The 16,010-nt window shown below is 49.2% G+C and carries 13 protein-coding genes; all 13 read right to left on the bottom strand.

Annotated elements, in window-relative coordinates:
* Window positions 1-24 precede the first annotated feature (24 nt).
* The 13 genes from MKZ04_RS02455 to MKZ04_RS02395 all read right to left on the bottom strand — a co-directional run bounded on the left by MKZ04_RS02455 (window position 25) and on the right by MKZ04_RS02395 (window position 16,000).
* The gene (locus tag MKZ04_RS02455) at window positions 25-1,656 is read right to left on the bottom strand and encodes a rhamnogalacturonan acetylesterase (RefSeq protein ID WP_230368371.1); all 1,632 of its coding nucleotides are present in this window, start codon (window positions 1,654-1,656) and stop codon (window positions 25-27) included.
* 20 nt (window positions 1,657-1,676) lie between these two features.
* Window positions 1,677-3,545 carry a rhamnogalacturonan lyase gene (locus tag MKZ04_RS02450; protein WP_035338902.1) on the bottom strand — a complete coding sequence of 623 codons (1,869 nt, stop codon included), beginning with the start codon at window positions 3,543-3,545 and terminating at the stop codon, window positions 1,677-1,679.
* Between the two features lie 182 nt (window positions 3,546-3,727).
* Entirely contained in the window at window positions 3,728-4,339 is a 612-nt protein-coding gene (locus tag MKZ04_RS02445; RefSeq protein WP_035338904.1) for a YesL family protein, read from the bottom strand.
* A gap of 14 nt (window positions 4,340-4,353) precedes the next feature.
* Complete coding sequence (locus tag MKZ04_RS02440; protein ID WP_035338906.1) at window positions 4,354-5,046, bottom strand: YesU family protein; 693 nt, start codon at window positions 5,044-5,046, stop codon at window positions 4,354-4,356.
* Window positions 5,033-5,749, bottom strand: coding sequence for a rhamnogalacturonan acetylesterase (locus MKZ04_RS02435; protein WP_065643299.1), 717 nt, complete (start codon window positions 5,747-5,749; stop codon window positions 5,033-5,035). The genes MKZ04_RS02440 and MKZ04_RS02435 overlap by 14 nt, the downstream gene beginning before the upstream one ends.
* Before the next feature lie 13 nt (window positions 5,750-5,762).
* The gene (locus MKZ04_RS02430) at window positions 5,763-8,048 is read right to left on the bottom strand and encodes an AraC family transcriptional regulator (RefSeq protein ID WP_065643298.1); all 2,286 of its coding nucleotides are present in this window, start codon (window positions 8,046-8,048) and stop codon (window positions 5,763-5,765) included.
* Between the two features lie 45 nt (window positions 8,049-8,093).
* A complete protein-coding gene (locus tag MKZ04_RS02425; protein WP_023856745.1) occupies window positions 8,094-9,128 on the bottom strand; it encodes a glycoside hydrolase family 88/105 protein in 1,035 nt (344 codons plus the stop codon).
* A gap of 18 nt (window positions 9,129-9,146) precedes the next feature.
* A complete protein-coding gene (locus tag MKZ04_RS02420; RefSeq protein ID WP_243941130.1) occupies window positions 9,147-9,956 on the bottom strand; it encodes a carbohydrate ABC transporter permease in 810 nt (269 codons plus the stop codon).
* Window positions 9,957-10,043: 87 nt separating this feature from the next.
* Window positions 10,044-10,961: a carbohydrate ABC transporter permease gene (locus MKZ04_RS02415; protein WP_101560756.1), complete on the bottom strand. Its 918-nt coding sequence runs from the start codon at window positions 10,959-10,961 to the stop codon at window positions 10,044-10,046.
* Between the two features lie 34 nt (window positions 10,962-10,995).
* The gene (locus MKZ04_RS02410; protein ID WP_445662240.1) at window positions 10,996-12,291 is read right to left on the bottom strand and encodes an ABC transporter substrate-binding protein; all 1,296 of its coding nucleotides are present in this window, start codon (window positions 12,289-12,291) and stop codon (window positions 10,996-10,998) included.
* 145 nt (window positions 12,292-12,436) lie between these two features.
* The gene (locus MKZ04_RS02405) at window positions 12,437-13,603 is read right to left on the bottom strand and encodes a response regulator transcription factor (RefSeq protein WP_003180892.1); all 1,167 of its coding nucleotides are present in this window, start codon (window positions 13,601-13,603) and stop codon (window positions 12,437-12,439) included.
* A gap of 2 nt (window positions 13,604-13,605) precedes the next feature.
* Window positions 13,606-15,342: a sensor histidine kinase gene (locus tag MKZ04_RS02400; protein WP_341045221.1), complete on the bottom strand. Its 1,737-nt coding sequence runs from the start codon at window positions 15,340-15,342 to the stop codon at window positions 13,606-13,608.
* Between the two features lie 13 nt (window positions 15,343-15,355).
* Window positions 15,356-16,000: a YesL family protein gene (locus tag MKZ04_RS02395; RefSeq protein ID WP_003180888.1), complete on the bottom strand. Its 645-nt coding sequence runs from the start codon at window positions 15,998-16,000 to the stop codon at window positions 15,356-15,358.
* Between the last annotated feature and the right edge of the window lie 10 nt (window positions 16,001-16,010).

The raw sequence follows: 16,010 nt of genomic DNA, 5'->3' as shown, positions 1-16,010 counted from the left end.
CCGGAGACCGGCTCTCCCGACACCTTATTTCTTGAGCGAATGTTTCAGCGGATACATGTTCATATCGGCGATTTCTTCTGTTACGAGCCTTGCCAATTGGTTGGCGCCGAACTCGTGAACATGCACCCTGTCCTGGATTCCGTCTGGATAATTCGGGCTTTCTCCCGGCTCTAAAAACATAAATACGTTTTTAGTCGCTTCAACGCCGATCTCGTTGTAATAATCAATGCTCTTTTTATTTAAATCGAGCACCGGAACGTTCATTTCCCGTCCGAGCTGTCTCATTGCGTTCGGATATTCTCCGATGCTGTTGTAAAAAACGCCCTTTTCATCATAGGTTCGTTTACTTTGAGAAGTGACGAGCACAGGCCGTCCTCCTTTTTCGCGGGCTTTGTTAATGTAGGTTCTCAAGTATTCCTGAAATGTCGTATACGGATCTGTATGACGGGCCGGATCTTGCCCGGCGTCATTGATGCCGAACTGAATCAACAAATAATCGCCCCGTTTCATCCGGTTTAAAATCGTATCCAGCGACCGTTCATCCACAAAACTTTTCGCGCTTCTCGCGCGTTTCGCCTGGTTGTCGATGACAATTTCATCCGAGAAATAGCCGCCTAAAAATTGCCCCCAGCCTGCCATCGGCGCATAACCTGGTTCATAATCGGAAACCGTGGAATCTCCCGCCAGAAAAACCGTCGTCTTGTCATCCGTTACATGATAAGCCGTCTTCGTCAAGACCAGCGCATTGAGGCGCGGCGCTGTTCTCGCTGCTAAGGCTTGAATGGAAAGGCGGCCGCCGGAAATATGAATCGGAAACGTTTTTTCGTTGTATCCGCCCGCTTCCGCTCCAAATGAATAGAGCTGAATCATGCCATTTGCCCGTACGTCCATGTTCGTTTTTGCTCGGGCATCTCCGGTTATCAGCCGGACATGATATTGACCGTCAGGCAAATCGACCGTAAACGCCGTTCCATCCGGTATGCAAAAGTCTGAACGAAGCGGATCGGCGATACCGCGGTCCGTACAAGTCACCTTTGTTGTGTCGTCAAATCCGTAGCCTTTTAAAGGGGTATAAGCCGATTGCGCGTCTATCGGAATAAAGCCCGAAGCAAGAGGCCCGTCACCGAAATCAAACCGATACACCTTCGAAATTTCGACGGCATACACTTTTGGCTGAGGTCCTTTCCACTCCAAATCGAGACGCCCGTCTTCCACCGTAACGGTGAACGCTTTTTCGGCTGAACTTCCCTTTGCTCCGGCCGGGATCGTTCCCATTTCCTCTCCTTCGGCATAAAGCTTCAATTCACCGCGGGATGAGGCAAATACGGTTACGCGGTATTCGCCAGGAGAAAGAACCGCCAGAAAAGCCGTCCGGTTCACGACACAATAGTCTTTCTTGAGCGCTTCTTTTTTTTGCGTCTTTTTGCACACAGCGTTCCCTGCCCGTGAAAACCCGTAGCCTTTACCATTTTGATACGCGGAGGCCTCGTTCACTTTCACATAATCCTTCTCAGCGGGACCTTTTCCAAAATCGAACAGAAAAAGATCCTGACTGTGATGTGCGGCAGCGGCTTTCGGCTGCGCAGGTCCCTCAATCCCCGTGCTGAAGAAGAAAAGGAGAAGGATGGCCCATACGCAACGAACATATCGCTTCATTATGCAGCTCCCCTTTTCCATCAGCGTGTATAAATGTTCGGCTTCTCAGGTGTCTGCATGCCTTCGCCTAAATAAAAGCCGGTGTGCGGCGGCTGGTTGTAGCCGACATTCTGCCAGGCGATTCCGAGGCGATAGACGGCATCATGCATCAGCGTATACAAGCGGTGTTCCGTCATATCTGTCGTCGTGTAGATGCGCAGTTCGCTGCTGTCATCTGCTCGCCAGATCACTTCTTCGCGCCAGTCTCCGAGAATGTCAGCCTGCAGGGACGGCGTCGCTTTTGTTCCGTTATTTGCCGAAGCTCCAGATGCTGTCAGCAAGTTAACGGTTCGCGAATTTCGATAATCCCATTTATCAATTCTGTTGCTGTCCAGAAGCTCTCTTTGGAGATCGCCGTCCCACCAGATGCCGAAGTTCGTTGATGAAGGCAATGTGCTCCCGATTTTTACGCCTTTTGCCGTATAAAGACCGCCGTTCGCCCATACTTCCGCTCCTTCGTAGCGCGGATCGATATCAGCAGCCATCCCGCGTCCGACATCCTTGCCTGCGTGCACTCCCCAGATGATCTTTCCCGTTTTCGCGTCCCGGAAAGACAATCCATAGGGAGAATTGCTGTTTTCATGCACTTGAAAGACTTCGAGTCCCGGTCTTGAGGGGTCCAGGTTTCCTGTATGCATGGCATCCCCATGTCCCCATCCGGTTGAATAAAGGCCTTTACCGTCATGATCGACAGCCATCGCTCCGTATATGATTTCGTCCTTTCCATCTCCGTCAACATCAGCGACGCTCAAACTGTGGTTGCCTTGACCGGCATAGGCGCCATTTCCGGGAGCGTCCGAATCGAACGTCCACAGTTTGGTCAGCTTTCCGCCTCTAAAGTTGTAAGCGACAAGCACTGTTCTCGTGTAATAACCGCGTGCCATGACAAAACTCGGCCGCTCCCCGTCAAGGTATGCGACACCGGCCAGAAAGCGGTCAACCCTGTTGCCGTAGCTGTCTCCCCAATCGGCTACATTTCCCCGGGCAGGTTCGTAGTTGACCGTTGTAAGCTCAGCGCCTGTATCGCCTTTAAAAACCGTCAAATACTCAGGCCCTGACAAAATTCGGCCTTGGGCATTGCGATAATCGGCGTTTGCATTTCCGATCACCTTTCCCTTGCCGTCTTTCGTCCCGTCGGCTGTCTTCATGGCGATTTCCGCTTTTCCGTCGCCGTCAAAGTCATAGACGAGAAACTGTGTATAATGGGCGCCGGCGCGAATGTTTTTGCCAAGGTTGATTCTCCACATCATGGTCCCGTCAAGCTTGTATGCGTCAATCAGCACGTCTCCCGTGTATCCGTCCTGTGAATTATCCTTTGAATTGGAAGGATCCCACTTGAGAATGATTTCATATTCGCCGTCTCCATCAAGATCGCCGACGCTCGCATCATTGGCGCTGTATGTGAATGACACCCCATCAGGCGTTTTTCCCCCGGCCGGTTTTTGCAGCGGAACAGATTTGTATGGTTTATTCCAAACTCCGGCGGTTTCAGAAGGAGCCTGCTCCACGCCGTTCAAAACGGCGCGCACCTGGTAAACGGCATTCGAATCCCCGCCTGCATCCTGATAATTTGTACTCGATGTAATCGGGGAACCGTTCAGCTTCTCTCCGTTTCGATACACATTAAATGAAACAGAAGCGGGCTCGGTTCCGAGCAGCCGCCAGCTCACAAAGACACCGTTCCCCGTTTTAACAGCGACAAGCCCCCGGTTCAGCGACTCCATTTGCCTTGCCTGCGCAGCCGTCCGCCCGTCTGCTTCCGCTTGTTCCGAGAAGCCGGTCACAAGCGTAATGAATAAAAGAGATGACGCGGCCAACAGTTTCTTCCACCTTTTCTTTCCTTTTTTCATCATCTTCTCCCTTCGCCTTTTTTGTAAGCGCTTACTTAAAAGGGATTCTATTATGGCTTCCATTTTTATTCAATTGCACTTTTTTGCCGAAGGGAAAAGATGTGTTCAAGTCCGATTTAAAGCGGTTCTCCTTTTTCAATTGATACTTTTTTGCTCACTTTTCTCATTTTTGCACGGTTCAGCTAGCCTTCCAGACGCAAAAAACAGCGATGTGCAATGAACATTAATACAAGAGCAAACAAACTGACACCATAAAATGGGATCAGTCCCGGAACCGTCAACAGCACATAAACGACAAAACCTCCAGCAGCAGCCATTCCGGCCGTCGTCAAAGGACGAACGAGACCGATCAGTGCAGCCTGTGAAAAATAGCGGGCAAACGGTAGCTGAACGTGAACGTAAAGCGGAAAAATATACACGAAAACTACGACATACATGAGTCCGGCCATCAGTGTGGCATAGCTGATGATGATTGAAAATAAATCCTCACGGAGGCGGAAAAATTGATAGTTTACTAATAAAATTGTGCCGGCGGCGAGGAGGATGAGGCCAAGTCCGTTTGTTTTGAAAAACTCTTTTTTATACGTTTGATAAAACGTTTTGAATACCGGTGCGTCCGTCCGGCCGAGCAGCCACTTGCGCACGACCGTGAACATCGCGGCCGTGCTCGGAGCCCAGCCGAAAACAACGCCTCCTCCCAGCGTGAATAAAACCCAGAGCGCGTTCAGCCAGGCGATTTTCATGATCGCTTCACAAGCGCCGTACATCATCGCCATCACGCCTTTTTCCCGCATGTCCGATCCCCCTTTCAGTCGCGCAGCAGCCTGCGCACTTCAAAGTTGGCGTAGGCTGCTTTCAGCGGAGCCATTTGCCTGAAGCCGATTTTTCCTCCTCCGTAAACCGGGCCGAAACGCCTGCCGTCATCCTCCCATTCCAAAATGGGCAGCCCGTTGATTGAAAAATGAACGGATGCCCCGTCTTTTATGAGCTTCATCCGATAGGGAGGCAAAGCGTCATTAGCGGGCGGAAGCGGGTCGGCTCCCTCACAGACGAGGTGAAAACCGCGGCTTTTCCTGAGGTTGCATGTTCGGAATGCTCTTTCATCAGCATGCTTATGTCTGAAATACGACAGGTGCAATGTGTTGATGTCCCCTGAATGATATTGCGGATATTTCCCTGTTCTCTCCGCCAGCCGCCCGTCAAATAAATCTTCCCCATTGATCCCGGTGGCTGCAAAAAATATCATGCATAAGCCGGGCTCCCGCACAGGATAGAAATCCCACTTCACAACTATTCCATCAGGGAATGTCTCTGGACACCAGTAAACAAAATGGGCATCGTCTCCATATTGCTCAGCATCGAGTTCATTCTCCATATGCAGGCGGCCGTTCGGAAAACGAACGATTCCTTTTCCTTCCATCACCCAGCCGCGGAGATCTTCAGGAGACGATAAAGGGTTTTGATAAATCAGGCTTCCTTCTCTTGCATTACACTTCGGCACGGAAGTCGCTCCTTTCACAATGAAGATAAGCCGCTAGAGGCAGGCCGAGCTCTCTGATTCCTTCTGTTACCAGCCAGGCGACTTGACGGGCCCCCGCCTCGGAAAAATGGGTATTGTCTTCAATTCCATTTGGATAATGAGGATGTTCATGCGGCTGAAAGTGGACGAACAGCCGTTTTGAGTCTTCCGTTCCGAGAGATTCATAGAGCGCTTTTGTTTTGGACCATAAATCGATGAGCGGAACTTCGAAGCGGTCAGCGAGCGCCTTCATCGCTTTCGGAAAATCTCCGAGTGTGTCGGCAGGCTTTCCGTTTTGATCAAAGCGTCTGCGCTCTGCGGAAGTGATCAAAACCGGAGTCGCCTGTTTTTCGCGAACCGCTTCAACATAGCGGACAAGATGCTCCTGATAGGTTGTATACGGGTCTGTTCCGTACGGTTTTTGATCGTTGTGGCCGAACTGGATCAACACATAATCATCAGGCCCAAGCCGCTCCGTAATGTCATCGAGCCGGCCTTCATCAATGAAGCTGTTCGAACTGGCCCCGCCTTTTGCCATATTCACGACCACAGCCTCATCTGAGAAAAACAGCGGAAGCATCTGTCCCCAGCCGGCCATCGGCGCTTCATGCGGAGGACAGTCTGCGACGGTCGAATCCCCGGCCAAATATACTGACACTTTTGGCTTTTCGTCTGTTCGTTTCATAACACTCTCCCTTTCACGAAGATTCCTGATGAATCTGCCTGTAGCGGCTCGGCGGAATGCCGACCTGCTTCTTGAAAATCCGGTTGAAATAGCTGTGTCTGTAGCCGACTTCTTCAGAAACGTCATGGATTTTTTTATTCGTTTCAAGAAGAAGCTCTTTCGCTTTTTCGATTCTGAGACGGGTAACATAGTCGATAAAATTGATGCCGGTTACTTGTTTGAAAGCTTTGCTCAGCGTATACGAATTCGTCCCGGCTTGATCAGCGCAGCTTTCAAGCGAGATATCGTTCATATAATGCTGATGAATCATCTCAAGCACCTGTTCGACAAGCCGTTTTTGCTGTCTGTTTTTCCTGCCTTCCATTTCTTTAAGATACGGGCTTACGACACGCTCCATCATCCAGCCGACGGCCCTTTCCGGCTCCCTCAGCTCTGAAAGCTCCTGCAGCAGATTTTTTCGGCTGAACAATTCATAAGGGTGAAGGCCGGAATGAAAGATCTCTTCCTGGATCTTTGCCAACAGCTGCATCATGCCCGGCTGGATGCGGATTTCCGTCTTTCCTTTTTCGGACAGTTCCCGGATGAACAGCCTGATCCGCCTTTCGACTTCATCCCTTTCTTCAAGCCGTAACGCCCTAACGACCTCTTTTTCAAGGGTGAACGGATAGTATGATTCAACGGGAGTCATGTCTTCCTTCCGGCTTAAATCGATCACCTGGCTGGCGTTTTCGAACTGTCTGTAATGCCTGCCTTCTTTCACCTCTTCATACATGCCGGGAATGTCTTTTAACATGTGAGCGGTTTTTGATACCGTCACTGTGACGTGGAGTCTTGATATGCCGCAGATCACATCCGTCAGCTCACGGACAAATTGGGCGGTTTCTTCCTTGAAGGCTGTTTTCCTGCCGCTCATCAGCAGCACAGCAAGCGATAACGAACGGACATCGGTCATATAAATATGTTTGAAAGTCCTACCAGCCAGTTCGCGCGTAATGTTGCCCAGCAAAAAACCCGTCAGACTTTCATCCTTTTTTGTAAAAGCTCCGTTCCCTTCGTAAAGTCCCGTCAGCTGGATATCGATGATGGTAAACACATTGTCTTTCGCTTCCCAGCCCCACCTTTTCAGACGATCTCTCAAATTCCTCTCTGATTCATCTGCAAAGTATCCGCCGAGAAGGCGCTGAAAAAAAACGTTTGCAGCCTGGGGCATTTCCTTTTTCAGTCTGCCGCTTTCCTCAGTCAGGTCTTCCCAGCGCTTCTCGAGCCAATGAAATTCATCCGGAAAATGAGCGGCCTTACCCTCTCCTGAGCAGAGCTTGATCAGCCTTGCGACAGGTGAATAAATTTTGTGTGACGCATACCATGACAGAATGAAAGCAAGAACGATCCCGGCGATGCTGACCGACGCGACGAGCTTCGATAAAAACAACACCGGAGCCGTAATCGCCGACATCGGTGAAGCCGAGACATAGGTCCATTCCTGGTTTAATCTGTCCATTCGTCCGTATGAAACGGAATACGCCCCTCCGTCCCAATCCATCACAAAGGAGCCCTGTTGATTTTTTTGTTTCTCAAGCATCCCTTTTAAAACGCTTTCAAAATTGGCTTTGCCGCGTTTGCTCCCGGAAAAAACAGGCTTTTGATTATGATGAAAAAGAAGCGCTGTTCCCTTTGAATACGGTGAAAGGCTTTCCAGCAAATGCCCCATTTCTTTTTCGTCAATCGTTAAAATCAGCGCGCCGAACGGCTCTGAGATGCCTCCCGGAATTTTGTGGACAAGCGCCATTCCGTAAGGAGCGGCGCTCATGTCTTTCCAATAAACGTTTTGACAGCCTTCAAGCAACGAATGATAGGCCTTTAAGATGTTCCGGTCGGTCATTCCGCTGTATTCCGGATTTAAAAGAATCGGCTCTTTCCCTTGAATAAACAGTTCAACCTTGTGAATGAGCGGATTTTGATCCTGAAGCACAAACAGCGATTTTGAGAGCCTGTACGTCGTTTGAAAATCCGTTTGCAGATCGGCATCGGCCAGACCGTTCATCAGGCGCGGATCATATGCAAGCTGGGAGAGCATGATCTCAAGCCCTTCCAGCTTGTCATCGATTTGGCTGATTTGGCGTTTCACCTGGTTCTCGTGCATTTGTTGGAGCTCTTTTTCAATTTTTGCAGCGGAAAACAAATAGATTCCTGCACCCGTCAATAAGCCGGGAATACACGCAATCAGCAGAATCAGCACAAAGCTTTTTTTAAAAAAACTTCCTTTTCGCCGTGAAACATATCTTTGATGCAGCTTTTTCATCCCTCTCCCCCCACTGCAATGAAAAGAATGTTTCTTTTTCAATTTCTATTGGAACGCGCGCGACTTGGAGCGGACGACGTCTGCCAAAAACGTCAGGGCAAGCCCCTGTCCCCAGCCTTGAATCCGTTTATACGGAACGTCTTTGTATCCCTGCGCATCCCGCATCACTGCTGTGCCCGCTGAAACGCGTTCCACCCTTCCGTCAGGCGCGACCGCATCTGTTATGGCTGTGAGCGCCTTCTGAACGGATTTGTGGTATAGCGAGCCTCTGGACAGCAGGCCGGAAGCAATCCCCGCAGATCCCGACACTTCAAGATATGAATCAGGATCCGTCAGTACGGTGTGCCATAAACCAGAAGGATGCTGAAGCCTGACAAGCGCGCTCAACAAGTCTCGAAGTGAACCGTCAATGATCATGTATGAAGGATGCGTAACATCGATCAAAGGGAGCGCTTTAGCCATTGTCAAAGCGGCCCATCCGTTTCCCCTTCCCCAAAATATGCCTGACAGATTGTTTTTGGCCACATGGTCCCATCCGTGATAATAGAGATTGGTCTCCATGTCTTGCAAAAATTCCTCATGGCCGTGATACTGGCGCAGCCCGTCTTCAAAATATGCCTCGCTGCCGACAGTTTTGCCGATTCGGAGAAGGAACAAGCCCGCCATCATCATCGTATCGACCCATGCCTGTTCAGGGAATACATGTTTCTCTGAGTTGACGGTGTGCTGCAAAATCCCATCTGCGAACCGGGGCGCTTCGCGGAGCACATAGTCCGCCATTTGCCGGGCGGTGTCAAGATAACGGTCATCTCCTGTCGCCTGGTAGAGCGACAGAAGGGTATGGCCGATGGATACCCCGTTGATCGACAGCTTAGGCAAGCCGTCTTCAAGCTTTTCATCCGTCCAGTTTTTCAAAAGTTCGAGGTATTCGTCATTTTCGGTTGCTTCATACGCCTCAGCGACGCCGTAAAACGCGACGCCGCCCGGCCAATCCCATTCGAAATCCATCTGAAATGTCCGCTTGACGATTCTGTCGATCACTTCATTCAGTTTTTCTTCATCAAAAACAAGCTTTGTCATGCACTCTTCTCTCCCTTTTTATTTTAATCCGCTCATGCTGATTCCTTGGACGATCGATTTTTGAAAGACGAAAAACACGAGGATCACCGGGACGAGTGAGACGACTGACATCGCAAACATCGCCCCCCAGTTAGACGCCGTTTCCGTATCTAAAAACAGCTTTAGTGCCAGAGAAACCGGGTAAAGCTCCGGCTTGTTCAAGTAAAGAAGCGGATTGATCAGCTCCTCCCACTTCCAGTAAAACGAGAAGATGGCGGACGTCGCGAGCGCCGGTGCGATCAATGGCAAAATGATTCTGAAAAAGATGCCGAGACGGCTGCAGCCGTCAATTTTTGCCGCTTCATCGAGTTCTACCGGGATCGTCCTGATGAACTGAATCATCAAAAAGATAAAAAACGCGTGCCCGAAAAATTGTGGAACAACGATCGGCTTGAATGAATTCAGCCAATCCAATTTTGCAAAAATGATGTATTGCGGAATCATCAGCACCTCGTGCGGCAGCATCATCGTCACCATCATGCAGCTAAACCAAAATGCCTTCCCTTTAAATGGAATCCGTGCGAATCCGTAAGCGATGAACGCTGAGGACAAAACCGCACCGACCGTCGAGAGGCCGACGATGATAAGCGAATTTTTAATAAATGTGATGAACGGCTGTCCGGCGATCCCTTTCCAGCCCTCCGTGTAATTGGACAGGATCAAAGGATCCGGGATGAGCGAATGGGATGTAGCGAATATGCTCGCACTTTCTTTAAACGAGCTTGCGATCAGCCAGATAACGGGATACAAAAGGATGATCGCAAGACCGGCAGTCGCGATATGGAACACGAGCTGCCCGGCTCTTTTCTTTCCCGTTCCTGCGGGAAGCGGGGCAGGCGCCGCCCGCCCCGAAATGTCTTTTACCGGCTCCACCAGCTACCCCTCCTTCGATTCGTAATGCACCCATAAGGATGAAGTTTTGAACAATATGAATGTGACAAGGCCGATCAGGATGAGCATCACCCATGCCATCGCCGATGCGTAGCCCATTTGGAAAAAGTTGAAGGCCCGCTGGAACAAATAGAGAGAATATAGAAGCGTCCCGTCAAGCGGACCGCCTTCCCCTTTTGAAATAATGTAGGCCGGCGTAAAGGTCATGAAGGCTGAAATGGTCTGCATCACCAGGTTAAAAAAGATGATCGGACTGAGAAGCGGGAGCGTAATGAGAAAAAAACGCTGAAATCTGTTTGCACCGTCGACGCTTGCCGCTTCCTGATACATCGGCGGGATATTTTTCAATCCGGCAAGAAAGATCAGCATGGAAGAGCCGAACTGCCACACCGACAAAAGAATCAAGGTCCACAATGCGCTTGTCGGATCCTGATACCAAAGAATCTTCTGGTCAAATCCGAGGAAGAACAAAAGCGCATTGATAACACCGTCATTGCCGAATACATTTCGCCACATAATCGCGACCGCCACGCTGCCGCCGATAATGGACGGGAGATAAAAGAGCGTCCGGTAAATGCCGACACCTTTTTCGGCTCTGTTCAAAATCACCGCAATGAAAAGCGCAAACGCGAGGCGCAGCGGAACACCCGCGAGCACGTAATAAAACGTCACTTTCAGCGAGCCCCAGTACTTTTCATCATCTGTCAGCATCGCCTTATAGTTGTCAAGGCCGACCCATTTGGGCGGGGTGAACAGATCGTAGCTTGTAAAAGACAGAAACAGCGAGGCTCCCATCGGAATGACGGTAAAGCATAAAAATCCGATAATAAACGGGGAAATAAAGGCGTAACCCGCCAAATTGTCAATTCTATTTTTTCGCTTCACGTTCACTTCCTCCTGCATTTGATGAGCGGCCTTCCTCCACTTGTCCCGCTTATCATTGTTGATTTCTTTTCAGTATCGCGTCCGCTTCTTTTCTGAACTTCGCGGCTCCTTCTTCAGGCGTGATCTTTTTAAACAAAATCTGGTCTGATGTGTCTTTTAGCAGTTTGATAACTTCGGCGCTGCCGATCGGTTCAGGCGGTTCCACTTCCCCCGCGGACTCCGAAGCCCGTTCGACATATTCGAAAATCTTTTTCTCCTCTTCACTCAGTTCTTTCTTCACCGTTTCCGCAATTTTGGAGGAAACCGGCACGCCTCTTTCTCCTTTGATCAGGGCATTGGCTTTTTCATTGTTAATAAAGAAGTCGATGAATGCAGCCGCTTCTTTTTTTTGCTCGGAGCTTTTCGGGATTGAAAACAGCATGCTCGGCCTTAAAAACAGCGCCTTTTCTTTCGCCTGTTCAGGAGGCAGTTTTAATGTCAGAGGTGCATCGGTCAGCTGTGCGAATGCCGAAAACTGATTTGAATAATTCCATGTTGCAGCCGTTCGGCCTTTAACGATAAAATCGTCCTCCATTCCCTTCACTTGCGCGCTTTCATCAGGTGTCGGCGATGCTTTTTCATCAACGAGCTTCACCTGACGCTTGAAGTAATCGACAAACAGCTTGTCGTCTGAATAAGCAAGGCCTGTGCCGTCCTCTTTATAAAAGCGCTCGCCCTTCGTCCTCAAGTAATAAGGGAAAAAGACATCAGGCGGATGCATGCCGTTTGAACCGTATTGCCCCGTCTTCTCCTCGACCTCTAGCGCCAGGTTTTCAAAATCGGTCCACGTCCAGCTGCCGTCGTCAATTTCAACGCCCGCTTCTTTTAGCATGTCATCATTTGTAATCACCGACAGCACATTCACACCGAGCGGGAAGCCGTATAACTGATCACCGATTTTGCCGCCTTTGATCGTCTTTTCATCAATCGATTCGGTATTGATGGTCCCGTCCTTGACGTACGGAGTCAGGTCTTCAAGCTGGCCTTTCTTGCCGTATTGGGATAAATACGCCATATCCATCTGAATCACATCTGGCAGCTGACCCGCCGCAGACATCGGGGCAAGCTTTTTCCAATAATCGTCCCAATTCGCAAACTCCGCTTCGATTTTGACATGCGGGTGTTCCTTTTCATACAGCTCGATGATTTTTGATGTATAATCATGCCGAGGCTGTCCGCCCCACCACGCGACCCTCAAGGTAACCTTCTTTTTGCCGTCCGCACCGGCCGCCTCTTCAGTGTTTGAACTGCATCCGAACAGGCCGAGCGTCAGCAAAACGCAAAATGAGAAAAACACAAATCTTCTCATCAACATTCCCCCTCCTTATTTTGTAAGTGCTTACATTTCATTTTAAATTCAACTTTTTGTCCCAGAAACTCAAAAAACAGAGAAGAATGTTAAAAAAACAGAGATTCCGTCAATACGCAAAAAACCGCCGAATATACCGGCGGCATTAAAACGTGTTTTCTTCTTTTTTTCGAAATTCTGACGGGGTGAGTCCTGTGTATTTTTTAAAAACAAGGCTGAAGTATTTCGGATTGTGGCCAAACCCCAGCTCCTCTGCCAGTGCGCCGATGGCCGTGTTTTTAGACTTCTTCATCTTCGCGATCGCTTTTTCGATGCGCACCTTTGCAACATAGCTTGAAAACCTTTCACCGGTTTCCTGTTTAAACAGCTTGCCGAGATAATCCGGATTCATGTACAGCATGTTGCGGGCTGCCCATTTCAGCGAAAGCTTCGGATTTGAGGCCTCCTTTTCGATGAGATCGAGCATCCTCCCGATTAAAACCGATGTCTCTCCTTCATGTTGGACGATCTGTGCGTATGCCTTTTCGTACATAGCGGAGGCTTCGCTGATACTGCCGCTTTCGCTGAGTGATGCTTCAGGTTCAAATTGAAGCAGATGGCGTGAAAGTTCTTGGACGCTTTTCATTTTTTCCTCAAGTACGGCAGGAGCGACTTTTCCGTCAACTGCACAAACAAGCACTTGTTGAACGCAGGCCGAAGTGATGACAGAACCGTTCAGCACCTCATCCGCAATGGACTCAACACCTTGGGCATAGTCTTTGTCATCCCCGTCCCGGACGGAAAACAGGATCAGTCTGATGACCTTTTGCTCTGAAAAAAAGCGCAGGCACGTTTCATCCTCGATGCGGCTGCCCGTGACCAGCTCTTTTAACATTTGCTTCATAAGATGCGGCTTCATCATCTCCAGATCATTTTTTACTTTTTGCGCCGATTCCTCTTTTTTCAGCTCGCCGATCACGCTTTGAAGCGAATCTGTAATGTGGTTTTCATTGCAGGGTTTGAGCAAATAATGTCTGACTCCGTATGACATCGCTTTTTTTGCATATTCAAACTGGCCGAAGCCCGTCAGCAAAATAAACCGGATTGACGGGTAGTCGCGGGACACTTTCTCGATCAGTTCGAGTCCTCCCATCCCGGGCATTTTAATATCGCTGATCACAATGTCCGGCCGCTCTTCCATAATCAGGCGGTAAGCGTCAATCCCGTTTTGTGCGGCTCCGATCAAAGACGTTTCGAACGAACTCCACTCGATCATGCTGGAGATGCCGTCGAGAATAATCCGTTCATCGTCCGCCAACAGCACTTTATACATCATCACACCCCGCTTTGAAATGGTATTTTAATTAACATTTCGGTTCCCTTGTTCTTTTCGCTTGAAATCGTCAAGCCGTACCCTTTGCCAAACATCAGCTGAATGCGCTCATCGATATTTTGCAGTCCGATTCCTCTGCCTCTTGTCCGGACAAGCTCTTTTCTCGCTTTTTCCAAAAAGTCTTCATCCATGCCCGGTCCGTTGTCGGTAACCGTTAAATATACAAACCCGCCTTTTTTATATGCTTTAATGTGAATATGGCAAGGTTCAATGAAGGGCTCGAGACAGTATGTAATCGCATTTTCAGCCAAAGGCTGGAGGACAAGCTTTGGCACGCGGCATTTTTTCACCGCCGGCTCAATGTCGAGTTCAAAAACGAGCCGCTCCTCAAAGCGAAAACGCTGAATGGTAAAATAGTGGAGCACAATTTCAGCTTCTTCCTCGATCGTCACCACGTCGTTTTTCATATTGATGGCATTCCTGAGCAAAAACCCGAGGGATTCCGTCATCTTTGAAATTTGCGGCTGACGGTTCGTTTTTGCCAGCCAGTTGATCGACTCGAGCGTGTTGTATAAAAAGTGGGGGTTGATTTGCGCTTGGAGCGCTCTGAATTCCGTCTCTTTCAGCATCAGCTGCTTCTCGTAGTTCTCGGCAATCAGTTCATTGATCCGTTCAACCATTGTAAAAAAGTTGCGGTTTAAGACGCTGACTTCATCCTGCCGGTCTGAAGGAGCACGAGTGAGCGGCGCCAGTTTAAAATCGCCGGTTTGGGCATTTTTCATGGCTGCCACCAGCTTCTCAATCGGACTCGTAATGCCCCTGGCCATTTTCCTTCCAAAGAGAACCGCAATCAGAAAGAAGAGAATAAAAAGGGAAATCAGGATCGTCTTCATCGCAGAGATTTTCGAAAACATCGCGTCAAAAGGGATCAGGCTCCAATACGTCCAATTCTTATACGCTGATTTGACATATGAAACGAAAAAGCGCTGGCCGTTTTCCTCCACAATGTCATATCCGTTTTCTGCGTGAGAAGATAAACGTAGTCCATCGGTTTGGCTGAAAGGCATTTCAGAAAAAAACAGCTCCTGCCCGTCCGACATCGCAATCTTGCCTGCGCCTTCCCCCCAGTCTTTCGGAAGATCGCCGATGACCCGTTTTAAATCGGCGACAATCACCACTGTTCCCAGATGGTCAAGGTTTAAACGCTCATAGGAGCGAATTTCCCGGACGGATAACAGCTCGCCGGTTTCACCCGGCATAGGCTCCCACGTGTTGCTGCCTTTTTGGCGCGACGCTTTTTCGATCAGCGCATTTTTTTGCCCCCGCAATGCTTCGGATAAATTCGCCCCTGCGGAATACTCGGTGCCGGAAGCATCAAACAAATGAATCGATTTAATGTACCGCTTAGAGCCGGTATATTCGGCAAGCTTATCCCAGATTTTGCTTTTCATTCGGTAGGTCACGTATTTGTTTTGGCCGCGGCCGGCTTTTAGAAGGTTTGCTTGGATGGCGGCGTCAGTGGTCAGTTGATATGACACATCCTCAATCTTTTTCAATTCATCTTCAATGCTTTTTGATGATAACATCAGCACCTGTGACGACTTCCTGTAAATCTGCTGGTCATAGACACGGAACGCGTATTGAACGCCGCTCAAGATCAGGATGAGCGAAACAGCCATGATCAATGAAATCAAGATAAACAATTGATCTTTAATTTTTAAATGATGATACCGGTTCACCGAACGAACACCTTCATTTCAAGCGTGTGACGGCAGCCTGTTTATCTGTCCGGCGCCCGTCTATTGCGCGGAACGCCTGAAACGAGAGCTTCGTCAAAATGAAGCTTAAAGCGCTGCCGCTGAAGAATAGAAGAAATGTGACATGAAATAAAGCGAGCAGAATCATGCCAAACGCGCTGATCAGCATGAAAAACGAGGTGAGCGGACGGGAAAAGCCGATGATAAAGCTGTATTTCAGCACTGCAATCCGTTTTAAATCGTAGTGGACATCAATTGGAAAAGCGTAAAAGAGGATGATGGCGTAAATGATAAACAAACTGATGAACAGACTTAAGACAACCGGCTGATCGTGAAAATAGACGGCCGCAATTTGAAAATCAACAATCAGCAATAAACCGACCAGACCCAATATCAAACCGAGAACGCTTGCTTTGGCCCATTTCTTTTTAAACGCCTGATAAAACGTCTGAAACACCGGGATATCCATCTTTCCCAGCGCCCACTGTCTTGTCACAGCGAACATCGCGGCAGTCGCCGGCGCTAAACCGAAGATGACCGCTCCCGCCAGCGTGAAGCCGATCCACAACAGATTCAAATAGGCGAGCCGCATCACCCACTCGCAAAAGCGGTAAAATCCATTTGCCAACGTGTGAATCATGGTCTCCCTC

Origin of the sequence: Bacillus sp. FSL W7-1354 (assembly GCF_038002405.1) — a bacterium.
GTDB classification, from domain to species: Bacteria; Bacillota; Bacilli; order Bacillales; family Bacillaceae; genus Bacillus; species Bacillus paralicheniformis.
Note: the sequence above shows the minus strand (reverse complement) of the source record. Positions and strands in the feature narration are given on the sequence as shown.

Coding starts and splice junctions, on each gene's coding strand:
- MKZ04_RS02455 (WP_230368371.1), bottom strand. CDS start 1,656: ATGAAGCGATATGTTCGTTGCGTATGGGCCATCCTTCTCCTTTTCTTC.
- MKZ04_RS02450 (WP_035338902.1), bottom strand. CDS start 3,545: ATGAAAAAAGGAAAGAAAAGGTGGAAGAAACTGTTGGCCGCGTCATCT.
- MKZ04_RS02445 (WP_035338904.1), bottom strand. CDS start 4,339: ATGCGGGAAAAAGGCGTGATGGCGATGATGTACGGCGCTTGTGAAGCG.
- MKZ04_RS02435 (WP_065643299.1), bottom strand. CDS start 5,749: ATGAAACGAACAGACGAAAAGCCAAAAGTGTCAGTATATTTGGCCGGG.
- MKZ04_RS02430 (WP_065643298.1), bottom strand. CDS start 8,048: ATGAAAAAGCTGCATCAAAGATATGTTTCACGGCGAAAAGGAAGTTTT.
- MKZ04_RS02425 (WP_023856745.1), bottom strand. CDS start 9,128: ATGACAAAGCTTGTTTTTGATGAAGAAAAACTGAATGAAGTGATCGAC.
- MKZ04_RS02415 (WP_101560756.1), bottom strand. CDS start 10,961: ATGCAGGAGGAAGTGAACGTGAAGCGAAAAAATAGAATTGACAATTTG.
- MKZ04_RS02410 (WP_445662240.1), bottom strand. CDS start 12,291: ATGAGAAGATTTGTGTTTTTCTCATTTTGCGTTTTGCTGACGCTCGGC.
- MKZ04_RS02405 (WP_003180892.1), bottom strand. CDS start 13,603: ATGTATAAAGTGCTGTTGGCGGACGATGAACGGATTATTCTCGACGGC.
- MKZ04_RS02395 (WP_003180888.1), bottom strand. CDS start 16,000: ATGATTCACACGTTGGCAAATGGATTTTACCGCTTTTGCGAGTGGGTG.